The organism is Rhodohalobacter sp. 8-1 (assembly GCF_038150125.1).
GTDB lineage: Bacteria > Bacteroidota > Rhodothermia > Balneolales > Balneolaceae > SW132.
Map to the genome: position 1 here is coordinate 129,723 of NZ_JBBVMF010000011.1, position 19,448 is coordinate 149,170.

11 protein-coding genes are annotated in these 19,448 nt (G+C 46.2%); all 11 read left to right on the top strand.

Annotated elements, in window-relative coordinates:
- Positions 1–120 precede the first annotated feature (120 nt).
- The 11 genes from AABW11_RS12595 to AABW11_RS12645 all read left to right on the top strand — a co-directional run bounded on the left by AABW11_RS12595 (position 121) and on the right by AABW11_RS12645 (position 19,403).
- Positions 121–1,158, top strand: coding sequence for a ThuA domain-containing protein (locus tag AABW11_RS12595; RefSeq protein ID WP_340105463.1), 1,038 nt, complete (start codon positions 121–123; stop codon positions 1,156–1,158).
- Between the two features lie 261 nt (positions 1,159–1,419).
- The gene (locus tag AABW11_RS12600; RefSeq protein ID WP_445263772.1) at positions 1,420–4,611 is read left to right on the top strand and encodes a PVC-type heme-binding CxxCH protein; all 3,192 of its coding nucleotides are present in this window, start codon (positions 1,420–1,422) and stop codon (positions 4,609–4,611) included.
- Between the two features lie 293 nt (positions 4,612–4,904).
- Positions 4,905–5,636, top strand: a complete 732-nt coding sequence (locus AABW11_RS12605) for a (Fe-S)-binding protein (RefSeq protein WP_340105465.1) — start codon at positions 4,905–4,907, stop codon at positions 5,634–5,636.
- Positions 5,637–5,836: 200 nt separating this feature from the next.
- A complete protein-coding gene (locus AABW11_RS12610) occupies positions 5,837–7,273 on the top strand; it encodes a LutB/LldF family L-lactate oxidation iron-sulfur protein (RefSeq protein WP_340105466.1) in 1,437 nt (478 codons plus the stop codon).
- Positions 7,266–7,922: a LutC/YkgG family protein gene (locus tag AABW11_RS12615; RefSeq protein WP_340105467.1), complete on the top strand. Its 657-nt coding sequence runs from the start codon at positions 7,266–7,268 to the stop codon at positions 7,920–7,922. The genes AABW11_RS12610 and AABW11_RS12615 overlap by 8 nt, the downstream gene beginning before the upstream one ends.
- A gap of 630 nt (positions 7,923–8,552) precedes the next feature.
- Entirely contained in the window at positions 8,553–11,171 is a 2,619-nt protein-coding gene (locus AABW11_RS12620; protein WP_340105468.1) for a c-type cytochrome, read from the top strand.
- 341 nt (positions 11,172–11,512) lie between these two features.
- On the top strand, positions 11,513–13,117 hold the full coding sequence (locus tag AABW11_RS12625; RefSeq protein ID WP_340105469.1) for a sulfatase: 1,605 nt from the start codon (positions 11,513–11,515) through the stop codon (positions 13,115–13,117).
- Positions 13,118–13,418: 301 nt separating this feature from the next.
- Positions 13,419–14,795, top strand: coding sequence for a 3-keto-disaccharide hydrolase (locus tag AABW11_RS12630; protein WP_340105470.1), 1,377 nt, complete (start codon positions 13,419–13,421; stop codon positions 14,793–14,795).
- A 33-nt stretch (positions 14,796–14,828) separates the two neighbouring features.
- Positions 14,829–16,157, top strand: a complete 1,329-nt coding sequence (locus AABW11_RS12635) for a Gfo/Idh/MocA family protein (RefSeq protein WP_340105471.1) — start codon at positions 14,829–14,831, stop codon at positions 16,155–16,157.
- 260 nt (positions 16,158–16,417) lie between these two features.
- Positions 16,418–17,845 (top strand): sulfatase family protein, encoded by a 1,428-nt coding sequence (locus AABW11_RS12640; RefSeq protein WP_340105472.1) that lies wholly within the window; start codon positions 16,418–16,420, stop codon positions 17,843–17,845.
- A gap of 7 nt (positions 17,846–17,852) precedes the next feature.
- On the top strand, positions 17,853–19,403 hold the full coding sequence (locus AABW11_RS12645) for an arylsulfatase (protein ID WP_340105473.1): 1,551 nt from the start codon (positions 17,853–17,855) through the stop codon (positions 19,401–19,403).
- Positions 19,404–19,448 lie beyond the last annotated feature (45 nt).

A 19,448-nucleotide genomic window follows, 5' to 3' on the forward strand; every position in this document is an offset into this window, starting at 1 on the left:
AATATGGGTGCATTCAGCCTTGATTTCAATGTTGAATTTGTCAACTTATAGCAGTGTATGTTTTTACGGACCTGGACATTTGACCAGTATAAAATATGGACGTTAATTAAATAGCAGGCAATGGACGGATTACTAAATGGTGCAAAAATTTTCAAGTCTGCTGTGATTCTGGTTTTTGCTGCTCTCTTCTGTATACAGAACATGTATGGCCAGGAAGCTGAACAGTGGATTACATTTGAGCCGGCACACGGCACGGATAACGGCCAACACATTGTACTTGTGAGCGGGGATGATGAATATCGATCTGAAGAAGCGATGCCGTTACTCGCCAAAATTTTATCGAATCATCACGGGTTTAAAACCACAGTTCTATTTGCGATTGAACCTGGAAGTGGAGAGATCAAACCAAATTTTCAAAACAACATTCCAGGGTTGGAAAATCTTGTATCAGCTGATCTTATGGTGCTTTTTACGCGCTTTCGTGAATTGCCGGATGATCAGATGAGATACATTGACGAGTATGTTCAAGCCGGTAAACCTATCGTTGCTTTACGAACCGCAACGCATGCGTTTGCCTACTCAGAAAATTCAGAAAGTGAATATGCAAAGTACTCCTACAATAGCAGTGTTCCCGGCTGGGAGGGCGGATTTGGACGAAAAATATTAGGTGAAACATGGGTAGACCACCATGGAGATCATGGGAATGAGGGAACCCGAGGGTTGATTGATGGAATAAATGAGCGGTATGATCACCCAATAATTCGGGGCGTATACGATATTTGGGGTCCGACGGATGTATATGGAACCCGGGAGCTTGAAGGTGAAGTGGACGTACTTGTCTGGGGCGCTTCAACAAAAGGAATGACACCTGAGACACCTATTAACTGGGAAAAATCGATCATGCCGGTAGCCTGGACAAAAATATATAGATTGGAACAGGGAAATACCGGGAACGTTTTTACGACAACCATGGGCTCGTCGGAGGATATGGAAAGTGAGGGCTTTAGGAGACTTTTGGTCAACGCATGCTACTGGGCGCTTGACATGGGAGAAGAGGTTCCCGAAAAAACCAATGTAGATATTATAGGAGATTATTCGCCAACTAACTTTGGCTTTGGAGATTTTATCGAAGGGCTCAAGCCTGTTGATTATAAATAATATTTTGCGGTTCAGGGACCTTCAAGCGTCCTATTTTTAGAAAGAGCGTGACGCTTAGAGGCCCCGGAAAAGCACCGGTGACGCTTCAAGGTCACTTTTCTACCCGAAAAAATATCACCAAATTTCCACTGTACATTAGATACGAAAGATATTTAAAGTTATGGGGTAAGCCCTCACATTTAATAGCTTGAAAAACTTTAACATATAGTTAAATACTGATCTTTCCCGACAAACCGGATCTCAACAACTTAAAATCTGCAGATGATCATTAACTCGAAAATTAATTTTACTCGGATACTTGCGTTTTTAGCCATTGCTGCAATTTCTTTAAGTGCCGTGCAATGCACTCGAACAGATAACACCCTACAGATCAGTAAGGAATCCCATCTTGCATTAATTGGGAATAACCTGGGGTCAAGAATGATGAATTTTGGCCACTTTGAAACCGAGATGCACCTTCGATACCCTGACAGTTTGCTTTTTATACGAAATATGAGCGACCCGGGTAACAGGCCTGGTTTTCGTCCACATTCATCCCGTAATTCACCGTGGGCATTTCCCGGCGCCGAGCAGTTTTATGATGAGTTAGCCACTAATTCGGGAAGTCAAGGACACTTTGAAACACCAGACGAGTGGCTGACCCGGCTCGAAACAGATATCATCATCGCATTTTTTGGATATAATGAGTCGTTCCAAGGTGAAGACGGTCTGGAAAATTATAAGGCAGAACTGGATGCGTTCATTCGCTATACGTTAGACCAAAATTATAATGGAGAAACATCTCCGCTGCTTGCTATTGTTTCTCCCATAGCGTTTGAAGATCTATCAGAGGCACATGATTTACCCGATGGAAGTACAGAAAATGGAAATCTGAGTCTCTATACAGAGGCAATGGAAGAGGTTGTTGAAGAGCACAATGCACTTTCCAAAGGGCAAAAAGTGCTTTTTGTTGATGCATTTTCATCATCAAAAGATTGGTTTGAATCGGGTGATGAACCGTTAACCATTGATGGTTCACAACTCACTGACGAAGGATATTCTAAGTTCGCAAAATTACTGGCTGATCGTGTTTTCGGTGAGGTTGATACGGAAGCCGAAAAATATCGAGATCTGGTTCATGAAGCTGTACTTGAAAAAAACTGGATGTGGCATAATGATTACAAAATTCCGAATGGCGTGCATGCCTACGGCCGTCGCTACAATCCGTTTGGGCCTGACAACTATCCAGCAGAAATTGAGAAAATTCGGCAAATGACCGCTATCAGGGATACAGCAATTTGGCGAGCAGCAAATGGTGATCTGATGGATGTGGCAGCAGCGGATCAAAATACCAGGGAGCTGCCTCAAGTGGAAACTAATTTTAATCCGGATAGGCATGGGAACCCCGAATATCTGTATGGTGATGATGCGCTCGAGACATTTGAAATGGCACCGGGCTACGAAATTGAACTTTTTGCATCTGAAGAGGATTTTTCTGTTCTGGCTAATCCAGTTCAGCTTTCATTTGATACGAAAGGGCGCCTCTGGGTAGCTACCATGCCGAGCTATCCGCATTATAAGCCGGGTGATGAAAAACCTGATGATAAACTGATTATTCTTGAAGATACGGACGGTGATGGAAAGGCTGATAAACAGACAACATTTGTTGATGGATTGCATCTTCCGGTCGGTTTTGAGTTTGCACCTGAAGGCGTTTATGTCTCACAGGGCACAAATTTAATGCTTTATAGAGATACTGATGGCGATAACAGGGCAGACACCAGTGAAATTGTGCTCAGCGGCTTTGATGACCATGATACCCACCATGCCCACAGTGCATACACGACAGACCCGTCTGGCGCTATCTACATGGCGGAGGGTGTATTTCTGCATACGAATGTGGAAACATCATATGGTCCGGTTCGGGCAACCAATGGCGGTTTTTACCGATACAATCCGCAGCGCCGCCACCTGGAACGAACGGCTCAGCTGTCCATTCCCAACCCATGGGGTATTGCATTTGACGAGTGGGGCCAGAATTTCTTTGCCGAAACTTCCGGGCCCGATGTTCTATGGATGATGCCGGGTACGGTTAAGCCGAGATATGGGACAGCCACTCCAAAATCGAGAAACCTGATTGAGGATGATCATCGGGTTCGGCCGACGTCAGGATTGGAATTTGTGTCGAGCAGGCATTTTCCGGATGACGTTCAGGGAGATTTTTTGATCAACAACACGATAGGATTTTTGGGTACAAAGCAGCATACATTGGAAGATGCCGGCACAGGTTATAAAAGCAGGCACAGACAGGATTTGGTACAGTCAAGTGATCGGAATTTTCGTCCTGTTGATATGGAATTTGCACCTGATGGATCACTCTATCTGGTCGACTGGCATAATGTATTGATAGGCCATATGCAGCATAACGCACGAGATCCGCTTAGAGATCACGTCCACGGCCGAATTTATCGAATAACCTATCCTGAACGGCCACTGGTTGAAACAGCAAATGTGGCGGGTGCCACGATCGGAGAGTTATTCGAAAATCTGAAGCTCCCCGAATTCAGAACTCGTGAACGAACCCGGCTGGAGCTGCGGAGCCGGGATGCATCTGATGTTTTACAGCACTTGGATACCTGGATTAACAACCTCGATGAGAATGAAGAAAGATATGAGCATCACTTGTTAGAGGGATTATGGGTAAGCTGGGGATTGAACCGGGTGGACGAGAAGCTGCTTCGACGGTTGATTGAAGCAGAAGATCATCGGGTCAGAGCCGCTGCCGCTCGGGTGCTTCGATATACGGGTCACCAGGTGGATGACCAGGCAGACCTGCTTGTTCAGGCAGCCGGGGATGAGCATGGCCGGGTTCGCCTGGAGGCAATTGTAGCAGCTTCATGGCTGAATCAGGATGACGGTTTATCCATTTTAAACGAAGCCGGTAACTACCCTATTGATGACTGGATGAGACCTTCCTACGATACATCTCTTGCGCGACTGCTTGGAGAAACCGTTCAGGACGAAACACCCGAAGAAATTGAAACCAACCTTACGGGAACCGAACGAGATCTTTTCATGAAGGGGAGGGAGATCTTTGCCATGGATGGCTACTGCGGTACCTGTCATCAGCCTGATGGCAAAGGGTTAACGGCTTCAGGGTTTCCTCCCCTGGCCGGAACCCAATGGGTAACCGGGAATGAAGAACGGCTGATTAAGTTAACCTTACACGGGCTGTCCGGCCCTATAGAAGTGCTTGGTGAAGAATATCCTGGCAATGTTCCAATGACTCCTTTTGGTGGAATGCTCAACGACGAAGAGGTTGCAGCAGTTCTTACCTACGTCAGAAATGCATTTGGGAATGAAGCATCACCAATAACTCCTGAGAAAGTGAACGAGGTACGGGCAGCCACCCGGGATAAAACGGGATTTTACTCACCCGAAGAACTGTTGGAACAACATCCTTTGGAAGAGTGACATGAGAAGCGGTTTTCAGAATTTTACAAGTGACTGTTTACAATGTGAATCGCAGTATATAGAGCCCATACGATGACCGGTATGGGAATATTACCTTGTAACTATTAACCAGTTAAACAGGTTTCTAAAGCTTGCTTACTCAACAAGCTCTGTGCAGAAGTTTAGTCTTCGATTGAAGAACCAGCAGTATAAAATTAAACTCTGGCGTTACTACATTTAGGAGTAAACCCCAGTTTAAGATGATTTAAAGTAATGTTTGCCTCAATACCCCATACCCGCTACATTGGACTCAAATGAAAATTTCCCTCTTTATAACATGCTTTAACGACACACTTTTTCCAGAGACTGGAAAGTCAATGGTGCACCTTTTAGAGCGACTGGGTCACTCGGTTGACTTTCCGCTAGAACAAACCTGTTGCGGTCAGATGCATTACAATACTGGTTACCAGGAGGAGGCAATTCCATTAGTGCGGCGATTTGTGGATGTGTTTAAAAATGCGGAAGTGATCGTTGCACCATCAGCGTCGTGCGTAGGGATGGTTCATGAGTTTTATGGGAAAGTTGCGGAACGGTCCGGTGACCAGGCGTTGAAGAACAGAGTGGAAAAGATTGTGCCTAAAGTGTTTGAGTTGACACAATTTTTGGTTGAAAAACTCAGAGTGAAAGACGTGGGTGCCTACTACCCGCATCGGGTGACATATCATCCAACGTGCCATTCTCTAAGAGTATTAAAAGTAGGAGATGCTCCCCTGGAGCTGCTTAGAAATGTTAAAGGAATTGATCTTGTCGAACTTCCAATGGCTGAAGAGTGCTGTGGTTTTGGCGGAACATTTGCCATAAAAAATGCAGATACATCGATGGCGATGTTAGGTGATAAAATTCGGCATATTAAAGAGACCGGTGCGGAAGTTTGTTCTGCCGCTGATAACTCTTGCCTGATGCATATCGGGGGAGCGCTAAGCAGGCAGCGGAGCGGTGTTGAACCAGTTCATATTGCTAAGATATTAGCCTCGACGGAGGAATAGAAAATCTCCCCTCTTGAGGGGGGACAGATAACGGAGCGTTTAGCGGAGTTGTCAGGGGTGTGTTGTGAACGATGATACAGTTTTTCGTTTGTCGAGGAGGACAGAACGTGAACCCACCCCTCGCTTATTATGACTGCTTACGCTGTCATGATTACGCTTTCCCCTCCCGAGAGGGGAGGAATTAAAATTGAAAACCATCAATGATGAATAGATCCAATTACGACCCAACTTTCGAAGAGTCCGCTAACGCCTACTTATCGAATACACAGCTTCGGAAGAATATTGGTCATGCTACACACGCTATTCGCGAGAAGCGTAAGGTTGTTGTGGATGAGATGCCGGACTGGGAAGCACTTCGAACAGCAGGGAGGCAGATTAAAACAAGAGTAATGCGACATCTCGATAAATATCTTCTGCAACTGGAAGAGTCTGTTAAAAAAGCAGGCGGATGCGTTCATTGGGCGCGAGATGCGGATGAGGCCAATCGTATAATTGTGGACCTTGTAAAACAGAAAGAGGTGCAGAATGTCGTAAAAGTTAAGTCGATAACCACCGATGAAATACAGCTTAATAAAGCATTGGCAAAAGAAGGAATTCAGGCACTGGAAACTGATCTGGCTGAATTGATCGTGCAGCTGGCCGAAGATGAACCATCACATATTTTGGTCCCTGCAATCCACAAAAACAGGGCGGAGATTCGGGAGCTCTTTCGGGAGAAACTGGGTCAAAAAGAGTTGAGTGACCGCCCGGAAGATTTGGCGGAAGCGGCACGAGCATACCTGAGAAAGAAATTTTTAAATGCAAAAGTTGGTATCAGCGGGGCCAATTTCGGAGTGGCAGAAACGGGGACGGTTGCTGTTGTAGAATCCGAAGGAAACGGACGTATGTGCACAACGCTTCCCGATACGCTGATAACTGTAATGGGGATTGAAAAAATCATTCCCAGCTGGAAGGATTTTGAAGTGTTTATGCAGTTACTCCCTAGATCATCCACTGCTGAAAGAATGAATCCCTATAACTCATTTTGGACAGGGGTCACGGAGGGAGATGGCCCGCAGGAGTTTCACCTGGTTCTGCTGGATAACGGGCGGTCAAACGTTTTAGCTGACGAAATCGGCCGGCAAACCTTACACTGTATTCGCTGCAGTGCCTGTTTAAATGTATGTCCTGTGTATGAACGCACAGGCGGTCATGCCTATCATTCTGTCTATCCGGGACCCATTGGAGCCATTTTGACCCCTCAACTAAAAGGCCTCGATAACGAAAGTGCTGCTTCACTCCCATACGCATCAACCCTGTGCGGGGCCTGTTACGAAGTCTGTCCGGTAAAGATAAATATTCCCGATGTACTGGTCCATTTGCGAGGTAAAATAGTCGATCACAAGAAAAGTGTAGGTGGAATTAAACAAAAGACAGATCCGGAGCATATTGGAATGAAGATGATGGCCCGCGCTTTTAAGAGTCGACACAGGTATGAACGTGGACAAAAAATAGCACGAACGGGGCAAAAGTTTTTTATGAAAAATGGCACAATTTCAAAGCTACCGGGTCAGCTTTCAGGCTGGACGGCGATGAGAGATCTTAAGCCAATCCCGAACCAAACCTTTAGAGAATGGTGGAGAGAACGTGATGAGTAATTCAAAAAAAGAGATGCTTAACGCCATACGAAAAGCTATTTCAGATGTGCCGGAAAACGAAAAACCAGACGATATTGAGATATTAAGAACTTACAGGCAAGAAGGAGATCTGCCCGGAAATGAAATCGTGAATTTATTTATGGAAAGAGTTGGAGAATATAAGGCAACGGTGAAACGGGTTGCACAGAAAGATCTCCTAAATGTGGTAGATGAGAGCTGTCAGAAAGAAAATGTAAAGAGGCTGGTGATTCCAGAAGGCTTCAGGCAAGAATTTTTACCCACTACAGTGACGCCTCTATTTGATTTTACTGATAAACCACTTTCTCATTTGGAACTGGACGAATCAGATGGTGTAATAACGACATGTGCTCAAGCAGTTGCTCAAACAGGAACGATTATTCTTAACGCCGGAAATGGCCAGGGGAGGCGTGCGCTGACGCTGGTACCAGACTATCATCTCTGTTTGGTTCATGAAGATCAGATTTTGCATTTAATTCCGGAAGGTTTTGCTGCTTTAGAAGAGAGTATAAAAAAAGGGAGACGTCCCATTACATTTATTTCGGGTCCTTCAGCTACGTCAGACATCGAATTAAGTCGGGTTGAGGGCGTTCATGGTCCGAGGAGACTTGATGTGATTATTTATAAATAGTAGATGAGTACTTCTATTTTATATTGTGAAACCTTATAGAAAAAGCCGGGAAAATGTTGTATCAAGCCTGTTTTAGAGTAGTCAGAGGTCGTTGAAATATTCATCTGTCAGCTGATTTTGCTGGCAGATGGGTGTCCTTATTACACCAGCCCGCACAAGCAGTATGCAGGCGGTCAGTAATGCAAAGTCCTCCTGTTAATAGAATAACTTTAACGAGACAAGTTTTAATAATTGCTTGAAGATCTTGCACAACCCCTTGTATATAATGCTCTCTGCTATAGAGAACGGTGTTGTCGGTAGCTCAATGAAATGAAGTGCGAGCGGCTGTTTGAAAAGAGTTTTGGGTATCTATGCTGGGTGAAAAAATAAGTAGCTACAGAGTGGTGCGGTAAAACCTTAAAATAAAAAATGAGCACACCATATGCTGTATCAGATTACAATACTGAATGACATGATAAATGGATGATCTGTCTAAAAAAGGTATTTAAATGCTACTGATGAAATTAAATAACAGGTAGTAACGGCCAAAATAAACTAAAACAATAAATATTGGAGTCTTATATGAATTTCAAATTCAGTAGACCAGCGAGCTTTTTGAATATTTTCTTCTTCTTATTAACAATGTTTCTGTTGAAAAGTACGGGGGCATTTAAAGCCCAGTACGTACATCCGGAAGGTAGTAATGACCATATAGGGGCGGCAAAAGATTCACTTGCACAAGCGATAGAAGTTCGTCCCGGTTTTGAGGTTCAAAAAATCTATGAGGTGCCACGAGAGCAACAGGGATCATGGGTAGCTTTGAGTATAGGTCCAAAAGGGCATCTGATCGCTTCCGATCAAGAGAAGAAAGGGATGTTCCGTGTCAAAATTAGCGGGGACATCGATGATCCAGATGTTATTGCAGAAGAACTTACAATGCCAATTTCTGGTGCGCAAGGGTTGCAGTGGGTAGATGAGAACTTCTATGTAAATGTGAACGGAAGAGGTCTATTCAGAATGAAGCATGATGAAGAAAAAGGTCTGTTTAATATCCTGGAATACCTTGGCGGTCCTGAAGGCAGAGGTGAACATGGAAATCATGCCGTCATAAAAGCACAAGATAATAACGATCTCTTTGTAGTAAACGGGAATCATACTCCGCCACCTGCCTATACCTCAAGCAGCATAAAAAATTGGAAGGAAGACATATTGTTACCTCGGAACTGGGACGCACGCGGCCATGCCAGGGGAATAACAGCTCCGGGAGGGTATATTGCCCGTATCAATTCTGATGCTACGGAGTGGCACATGATCAGTATCGGATATCGGAATACCTACGATATCGCTCAAAATCAATATGAAGATCTGTTTGCTTACGACTCGGATATGGAATGGGATATGGGGATGCCGTGGTACCGTCCTACGCGATTGCTTCATGCCGTTAGCGGAAGTGATTTTGGCTGGCGGAGTGGCAGCGGAAAATGGAAAGAGTATTATGAAGATAGCTTGCCCCCTGTCGTTAACGTGGGTCCGGGGTCACCTACTGGCCTCTTATTTGGGACGGGAGCAAAATACCCGGCAAAGTATCAGCGGGCGTTATTTGGTCTTGATTGGACATTTGGAACGATGTATGCTTTTCATATTAAACCGGAGGGGGCCAGTTATACGGCAGAGGTTGAAGAATTTCTTTCTGGTTCACCACTTCCGTTAGCAGATGCTGTTATCGGTAGTGATGGTTACATGTACTTTGTAACGGGGGGACGGGATAAAGAATCTACACTTTATCGGGTTGTCTACAAAGGAAATATCTCTGCTGACGAAACAGAATTTTTTGAAGATAGCGATGAGTCAGAAGATCCGCGTGAACTGCGTAAAACTCTCGAAGCCTTTCATGGAATTCAAGATCCTGAAGCTCTTGGTGCGTCGTGGCCTCATCTTAATAGTCACGATCGATTTATACGCCATGCCGCCAGGGTAGCTGTTGAATGGCAGCCGGTCGATACCTGGGCTGAAAAAGCAATGAGTGAGGTCAGAACACAGGCGCGCATTACAGCTTTGGTCGCATTGGCCAGGGCCGGTTCTGAACAGTATAGAGACGGTGCAACTGAATCGTTGTTAGAGTTAAATTTTGATGCACTGCCCACCATGCAAAAACTTGGTTATTTGCGAGGTGCATCTCTTTTATTTATGCGGCTGGGTGACCCAACTGATCAACAGCGGTCTGAAATCAGCGACATTTTAGTCAATCATTTACCCCACGAGGATGTACGAGTGAATACTGAAGCGATAAGGCTATTGGTCTATTTGGAGGAACCGCGTGTTATCGGAAAAGCACTGGCACTTTTGCAGGATAATAAAACGCCCCCGGCTCCCGATTGGGATTCCACACTGATTGCCAGAAGTGAACAATATGGCGGAACCATCATGGAGATGCTCAACAACCCGCCTCCGGTTCATAAATTGGAATATGCATTCATGCTTAGAAATTTGGCTCATGGATGGACCACTGAACAGCGACGGGAATACTTTGCATTTATTAATGAAGCGTCTGAACAGGGAATGGGGGGTAATAGTTACATCGGTTTTTTAGAACGTATGCGTGACGAAGCGCTGAGAAATGCCTCAAAAGAGGAGATAGCAGCAGTATCTGACTTAACGGGCGTAAGCCTGAACAGAACACCTGATTTTGAAATTAATCCGCCCGTTGGTCCGGGACGGGAGTGGACTGTGGAGGAAGCCTTAGAGGTGCTTAATGACGATCAGAACAGCGATGGCAATGAAAGAACAGGTGAGCAAAATTTCGAACGAGGCCGAAGCCTGTTCCATGCGACATTATGCGCATCCTGTCACAGGGCGGGTGGTTTCGGAGGAAATATTGGGCCAGATTTAAGTAGTGTGAGCAACAGGTTTAGTAGAAAAGAAATATTGGAAGAGATTATTCATCCGAGCCGGGTGATTTCTGATCAGTACAGTAGTTATTTGCTAAAGACCGATAATGGAGAATCGTATACCGGACAAATTGTAAAACGTCGGGATACAGTGGAGATTTACACACAGAATATGGATCAGCCTCCAGCGACAGTGCCCCGCGATCAGGTTGTTTCGATTGAAAAAGTTGAAACGTCCCAGATGCCCCCCGGATTGATTAACACATTGAATCCAGAAGAGCTGAGAGTACTTTTCGACTATTTAATAGCAGGGGGAAATCCTGAATCAGACTTATATAACGAAAACGATGGTGGAGCCGGCGCAGAAAATGATGAGGATTGAGATAGATAGCCTGTTTCTAAAGCTGAAAAAAGTTGAATCATAGCGTTGCCTTGTTCAAATCATTCACGCTAATACGCATATTAAAATATTAATCTTCATCAACTCGGTTTTGTAAAATCCTCTTAGAACCAGTTAGGTTTTAAATTGAACTTGATTCTATATAATCAATTGACAATCATAGGTTGAATCTGAGTTCGATTATTAATCTCTATTATAGATCATTGAAAATCACCGCCGTTATCTTTAACGGGATCTTTGCCGGGTATGGAAAGGAGTCTTTTTTACATGTTTTTTTAGAACTAAACGGGCCATGTGGTTAAAAAAATTGTAGAACTTATGTCATGAAAAAAATCACTTATTTTCTTTTTTGGGCAGTCGGAATCTTAGGGGTTTCGTGCACTGGAGAACCGCTTGAACCGACAGCCCCGGAGAAGCCAAACGTGCTGTTTATCATTGCAGATGATTACGGGGCTTATGACATGAGCGCTTTAGGCAGTGAATTCTATGAGACACCGACCCTCGATTCTCTTGCCTCAGAGAGCATGATATTTACGAATGGTTATGCGGCATCGCGAGTCTGCAGTCCGTCAAGAGCCAGCATCATGTCGGGCAAGTCTCCGGCTCGTCACAGTATCACTGACTGGATCGGGGCACCAGCAGGTGAGGAGTGGCGGGCACGGGAACGACACACAAAATTGCTTCCGCCCGATTATCGTCGATCTCTGCCTCATGAATATGTAGTTCTTCCTGAAGCACTCAAAGAAGAGGGATATTCCACATTTTTTGCCGGTAAATGGCATCTTGGCAGTGAAGGGTCATACCCCGAAGATCACGGCTTTGATATAAATCAGGGTGGTTTTGAATCCGGCGGCCCCTATACGGGCGGTTACTTTTCGCCCTTCAACAATCCGAAAATGGAAGATTACCCGGATGAGGAAGGAATGAGTCTTGCTGAAAAACTGGCAAAGGAGACATCCGATTTTATTGAAGAAAATGGCAATGAACCATTTTTTGCTTTCCTCTCTTTTTACGCCGTTCATGCGCCTATTCAAACCACCCAGGCCTACTGGCAGAAATACAGAAATAAGGCGGAGGAGTTGGGAATTGAGGAAAAAGGGTTTGAAATGGGGCACTTTCTCCCGATTCGACAGGTTCAGGACAACCCGGTTTATGCCGGTTTGATTCAGCATATGGATGATGCCGTAGGCCAGGTGCTGAACAAACTTGAGCAGATGGGATTGGAGGAAAATACAATTATCATTTTTACTTCTGATCATGGCGGTGTTGCTGCAGGTGATGATTACGCTACGTCCAACAAGCCTCTCAGAGGAGGGAAAGGATACCAATTCGAGGGCGGGCTGAAGGTCCCATATTTTATTAAAGTGCCGTGGCTAAGTCACCACGGGAATACGAATGATACGCCGGTTACCGGAACCGATTTTTATCCTACAATTCTTGACCTTGTTGGAGCTGAATTGCGTCCGGATGAGCACGAAGACGGCGTGAGTCTGCTGCCGCTTCTGGAGGGTAGGGAGATTGAAGAGCGGTATCTATACTGGCACTATCCTCATTATGGAAACCAGGGAGGCAGGCCTTCATCAGTTATTCGTGATGCCCAGTGGAAATTGATTCGATACCACGCCGACAGCTTGGAAGTATTATACAATCTCCAATCTGACCCGGGGGAAGAAGAAGATTTATATTCAAAACATCGAAATATTGCAGAACGTCTCGGGAATGAACTAACAAAGTATCTCGAAATGACGGGGGCGGCCTTTCCAACAGCAGATCCGCAGTATGATCCTGAAGCGGAGGCCCGTTACCTGGAATCTGTGGAAAGTGAACTGATGCCACGGCTGGAAGAGCAGCGATTGGAATATCTCTCGCCTAACTATTCACCCGGCAATAACTGGTGGGGAAGTCAGCCTGAGAAGAATCAGAGATAATTTTAAAACAGAACGAGCATGCGATAGAAATGGGAATTCCGAATGAAGATTAAAATCTCCGGACGTTAAATGGCCTCACTAAGGCCTTCATAACCTCAAACATGTGAAGCAGAATGATAGCTTTGTAAAAATCTCCACTGACCAAATGTTGGTTTAGACTTTTTATAACAAATTTTTCTTGGATATATGCAATAAGTAGGATTTATTATTTCTACAAACTGAGTGTAAATGATATAATGAAAGCGTTTCCAACCAATTTGATTTAAAAGATCAAAATATTCTTCAAACCTAATTTATCGGTATGCATATCTTCAAAATAGTACTCTTACTTTTTCTGTTAGTATTTCCAATCACGCTAGTTGCCCAGGATGGCTGGCAGCAGCTGTTTAACGGCGAAAACCTTGAGGGATGGACGCAGCTTAATGGTGAGGCGGACTACCGAGTGGAAAATAATGCCATTGTGGGCAAAGCGGTGCCTGATACGCCTAATTCGTTCTTAACGACGGATGAAGACTACGGGGATTTTATCCTTGAATTTGAGGTCTATATGGATACCCAGATGAACTCGGGGGTGCAATTTCGCAGCAAAAGCGTCTCTTCTTATCGGGACGGCCGGGTCCACGGCTACCAGATGGAGCTGGATCCGTCGCAGCGGGCCTGGAGCGGTGGTATTTATGACGAAGCCCGGCGGGGATGGCTTTACCCACTGTCGAGTAACGAAAAGGCGCGGAGTGCTCTTCAGCTTGGCCAGTGGAACAGGGTACGAATCGAGGCGATCGGCTCCGACATTAATACCTGGATTAACGGCGTGCAGTGCGCCCGCCTGGTGGATGACATGACGTCAGAAGGATTTATTGGCCTGCAGGTTCATTCCATTCGTGGTGAATCATTAGTGGGGGCCGAAGTCAAATGGCGCGACATCCGGATTGTGACCGACAATCTGGAGGAGCACCGCCGAACCCCCGATCCGCAGGTTCGTGAAATCAGTTACCTGAAAAACCAGCTGACGCAGTTGGAGCAGTCGCACGGCTGGCACCTGTTGTGGGATGGGCAAACGAGCAGCGGCTGGCGCGGGGCTAAACTGGATCACTTTCCCGAACAGGGCTGGACGATGAACGACGGCGTGCTGACGATCCAGGCGACGGACGGGGCCGAGGCGACCGGTCCGGGCGATATTGTGACCACCGATCTATTTAGTGATTTCGAGCTGGAGCTGGAGTTTAAAATTACCGAAGGAGCCAACAGCGGGATCAAATATTTTGTCGATCCGGAGTTGAACCAGGGCCCCGGGTCTGCCATCGGGAATGAATTCCAGATATTAGATGACCGGCGGCACCCCGATGCCGACATGGGCGTGGCCGGGAATCGGACGGTCGGCTCCCTTTACGATCTGATCGCAGCAACAAATCTTGAATACCCTGAACGCGGCAAACCGTTTAACGGTGTGGGCGAGTGGAACAAGGCACGTATAGTATCAACGGATGGTCACGTAGAGCACTGGCTCAATAATGTAAAAGTGGTGGAATATGACCGGTTTTCCCAGATGTTTGCTGCCCTGGTGGCCTATAGTAAATACCAGGAATGGGAAGATTTTGGCCGGTGGCCACAGGGACATCTTCTACTGCAGGATCACGGGGACGAGGTTCACTATCGCAGCATTAAGGCCCGGAAATTATAAATCAAAGTATTAAACCAATCAATAGGTAACATTATGGGATCACGAAGAGATTTTATCAAACAAGCGACGTTTGGGGCTGGCGGACTGGCGCTGGGAATGTCGGCTAAAAGTTATGGACGGATTATTGGAGCCAATGACCGTATTAATGTGGCGTTTATGGGATGCGGGCGCCGCGTTGGCGCTTATTATGAAAGTCTGGCGGAGCCTTTTAATACCCATCTGAGCTATATTTGTGACGTCAAGAAAAGTCAGCGGGATAAAGTGGCAGAGGCCTTGAAGGATGACCTTTCTTATACGCCCGAACTTACGGATGATATCCGCGTAGTACTTGACGATCCGGACGTGGATGCGATATATAATGCCACCCCCGATCACTGGCATGCACCTGGGGCGATTATGGCGCTGAAGGCGGGCAAGCACGTGTATGTGGAAAAACCGTGCAGCCACAATCCGCGTGAAAGTGAACTGCTTGTGGAAGCACAGAAAAAATATGACAGAGTCGTGCAAATGGGCAACCAGCAGCGGTCATCCCGGCATACCATTGAGATTATGAATGAGATTCATAATGGTGCGATAGGCCACGCCTACAAAGCGGTTGCTTTTTACAGTAATGCACGCGGCAGAGTTGTCAATCCGACCCCTCAGAGCCCACCGTCCGACCTGAACTGGGATCTTTTCCAGGGGCCGGCTCCCCGCGAGGAGTATCACCACAATACATGGGACTATAACTGGCACTGGTATGGATGGAAATGGGGCACGGCGGAGACCGGAAACAACGCCACTCACGAGGTGGATATCGCACGGTGGGCCCTGCAGGTTGACTACCCCGAGCATGTGTACGTAGATGCAGCAAAACAACACTACCCAGACGATGGCTGGACGATGTATGATACCATGTACGCCACATTTAAATTCCCGAATGAAAAAGTGATTAACTGGGATGGGAAAAGCCGGAACGGGCTTAATACCTACGGCAGTGGCAGGGGCACAATTATTTACGGGACGGAAGGCTCTGTGTTTGTGAACCGCGGCGGGTACAGGCTCTACGACCGCGATGGTAACCTGATAAGTGAACAATCGTCGGGTGGAAACGAGCAGGGAACGGCGCTGGGCGGAGGCGGAAGCATGTCGACGCGCCACGTGGTCAACTTTCTGGATACGATCCGGGGAACGGCCAGCCAGCAAAACTCACCAATTGACGAGGGGGCCAAAAGCACCCATCTGTGCCACCTGGCCAATATTGCATGGCGTACAGGCACCCCGGCTTTTGATGTGGATACTGCAACCGGCCGCGCCTACAACCGGGAGGCAATGAAGATATGGGGACGGGAGTATGAGCCTGGATGGGAGCTAACGATATGAAAAAATAAATCAGTACTCATTCGATGAGAACAATAACGTGAGGAATAGAAGAGACTTCCGATGCCTTTCAAGTAAAGATCAATTCTCTGTTTTGGGTGGTGATGAGTTTACTGTAATCCTAACTGGACAGACTTCGGGACTTTTATAATGATTGTCTTTACCGTGATAAGCATCGATAATTGTTTCTATTCGTCTTGCAGCGAAATCAACGTACTGACCAGAGATTTCTAAAATACTTTTTCAGAATAAAATCAGCCTCCATGAAAAAATTGGCAATAGTTTTGACCGCTCTCACCGGATTATGTATTTATTCACCTTCTTTAGCTCAAAACACCGACCAAAAAAAGCCGAATGTCATTGTCATTTTTACCGATGACCAGGGATATGGTGATCTAAGCTCGTATGGAGCTCCCAATATTCAAACGCCTCATCTCGATAAAATGGCGACGGAAGGGCAGAAGTGGACCAATTTTTACTCAGCTGCCAGTGTCTGTACACCAAGCCGGGCAGGTTTGGTGACAGGACGTTATGCTGTGCGAAGCGGCATGGCCAGTGATGTGTCAAGGGTACTCTTTCCAAATTCAAAAGGAGGACTGCCTGAACGAGAAATCACGATAGCCGAACAGGTTAAAAAAGCGGGATATCAAACGGCGATGATCGGAAAATGGCACCTGGGACATCATGAACAGTATCTGCCCACAAATCATGGATTTGATACCTATTACGGAATTCCCTACTCCAACGACATGGATCAAACTGCCGAAAATCCCCAGAGAGGAAAATACATTGACGGATATTTCGAGTTCGCTGATGAGCAGATCCCTATTGATTATTACAACGTACCCCTGATGCGAAACACCAAAATTATAGAGCGTCCGGCCAATCAAAACACCATTACCCGGCGATATACAGAAGAGGGGATCTCGTTTATCGAAGAAAATCACGATCAGCCTTTTTTCCTGCTTTTGGCACACAGCCTTCCGCATATTCCGCTTTTTGCCTCTGATGAATTTACCGGCCACAGCGATGCAGGCCTATATGGCGATGTAATTGAAGAGATTGATCACGGTGTCGGACAAATCGTAAACAAACTGAAAGAACTTGAAATTGCAGAACAGACATTGGTTGTGTTCACTTCCGATAACGGTCCCTGGCTTGTGTTTAAAACGCACGGTGGCAGCGCTGGACTGTTGCGTGCCGTCAAGGGCATGACATGGGAGGGAGGTATGCGTGTTCCCGCTATATTTTGGTGGCCGGGAACCATCAGCCCTGGAATAGTAACCGATATCGGAAGTGCATTGGATATTTATACCACAGTGAGTCATTTGGCTGGAGTAGCTCTACCGGATGACCGGATTGTAGATGGGGCCAATTTAACACATGTTTTGATGGGCGAGGGTGAATCACCCCGAAAAGAGATGCTGTTTTACCGGGGAGCGACTCTGTATGCTGCCCGGAAAGGAAACTTTAAAGCACACTATATCACGGAAGGAGCTTACGGCGAGTTTGGTGAGAGAGTTGTGCATGACACCCCGCTCTTATTCAATCTAAGTGAGGACCCGGCGGAGAGGTATGACGTAGCCGACGAACATCCGGAGGTGCTGGCTGAAATCCAGGAGATGATTGACAGGCATGAAGTAAACCTGGTTGAAGTTAAAGACCAACTGGCTGAGCGAGAATCTGACTGAATAGATTATGAAACCTATTTTTGGGAAGGTACTTTATAACTTTAGGATTTTACTGGCAGGTATCTTGTTGATGACGACAGGTTGCAGCCAGAATCAAAATAGTGCTCCAAATATCGTCCTTATTTTAGCTGATGACCTTGGTTATTCGGACATTGGTGCCTACGGTTCAGAAATTGAAACACCCCACCTGGACCGTCTTGCCGATAACGGGATCAGGTTTACCCAGATGCATAATACAAGCAAATGCTTCCCCTCTAGGGCCGTTCTGCTTACCGGCCAGTATGCACAGCGAGTAGGTATGGGTGAAACACCTGGACATTTGAATAGCGCTGTAATGTTCGGAGAAGTTCTGAGTAACGCTGGTTACACGACTATTTTTGTGGGCAAACACCACGGAACTGATAATCCGTATGAGTGGGGATTTGATCACTACTGGGGATTGCGTGACGGCGCAGCCAACTACTTTAATCCCGGTGAACAGCGGCAATCCGATCACGGACCGCCCGCTCAAAAAGAAAATTACTATCCGCGCACTTTTTTATTCGATGATTCCTTGGCCGCTCCATTCACCCCTCCTGAAGACTACTATGGAACAGACACCTGGACCGATTGGGCGCTGGAGTTGCTGGGGCGCTATGAAAATAACAGCAATCCATTTTTACTCTATCTCTCATACCAGGCTCCGCATGATCCATTACAGGCATTCGAAGAAGATATTAAAAAATATGAGGGAGTTTATGAGATAGGTTTTGATTCAATAGCGAGTGCACGGTATGAACGACAATTAGACATGGGACTTATCGACGAACGCTATCCGCGATCAGAACCAACATATCAGCAATGGAAGACTCTGGATGATTCTACAAAGGCCGACCAGGTTCGGAGGATGCAGGTATACGCCGCTATGATCGACCGTATGGATCAGAATATCGGCAGGCTTTTGGAATACCTGGAGGAACAAGGTGAGCTGGATAACACCCTGATTATGTTCCTGTCCGATAATGGGGCTTCGGCTGAGGTTGTAGAGATTGGGGAAGGAGAAATTGGATCCGTGACCCGCTGGGCTTCCTTAAAAGAAGACTGGGCAAACGTGGCGAATACCCCTTTTCGTTTATATAAAAACTATTCTCATGAGGGTGGAACGGCAACTCCGTTTATTGTCCACTGGCCCGATGTGATTTTCGAAGGCGGGCAAGTCAATCACAGCCTGTTGCACTTTATAGATATTATGCCCACCCTTGTTGATGTAAGCGGTGCCACATACCCGGCTAAATACAAAGGTGAAGATCTCTATCCGATGGAGGGTATCAGCCTGTTGCCGTTGTTAAAAGGAGATTCTGTTGCAAGAAATGACGCTCTCTATTACGAATGGAATGTGGGTCGTGCGGTTCATACCGAAGATTGGAAATTGGTGCAGTGGGGCGATGAGTGGGAGCTCTATGACCGGCGCACCGATCTGACGGAAATAAAGAATCTTGCTGCTGACCATCAAGATACGGTAGCAATACTGCAAGCTCGGTGGGAAGCATGGTCGAAGCGGGTGAAGGTTGTGGAGTGAATTTTTAATGAGAATTGCACGCTTCATGCTTATATCGGCACGGAG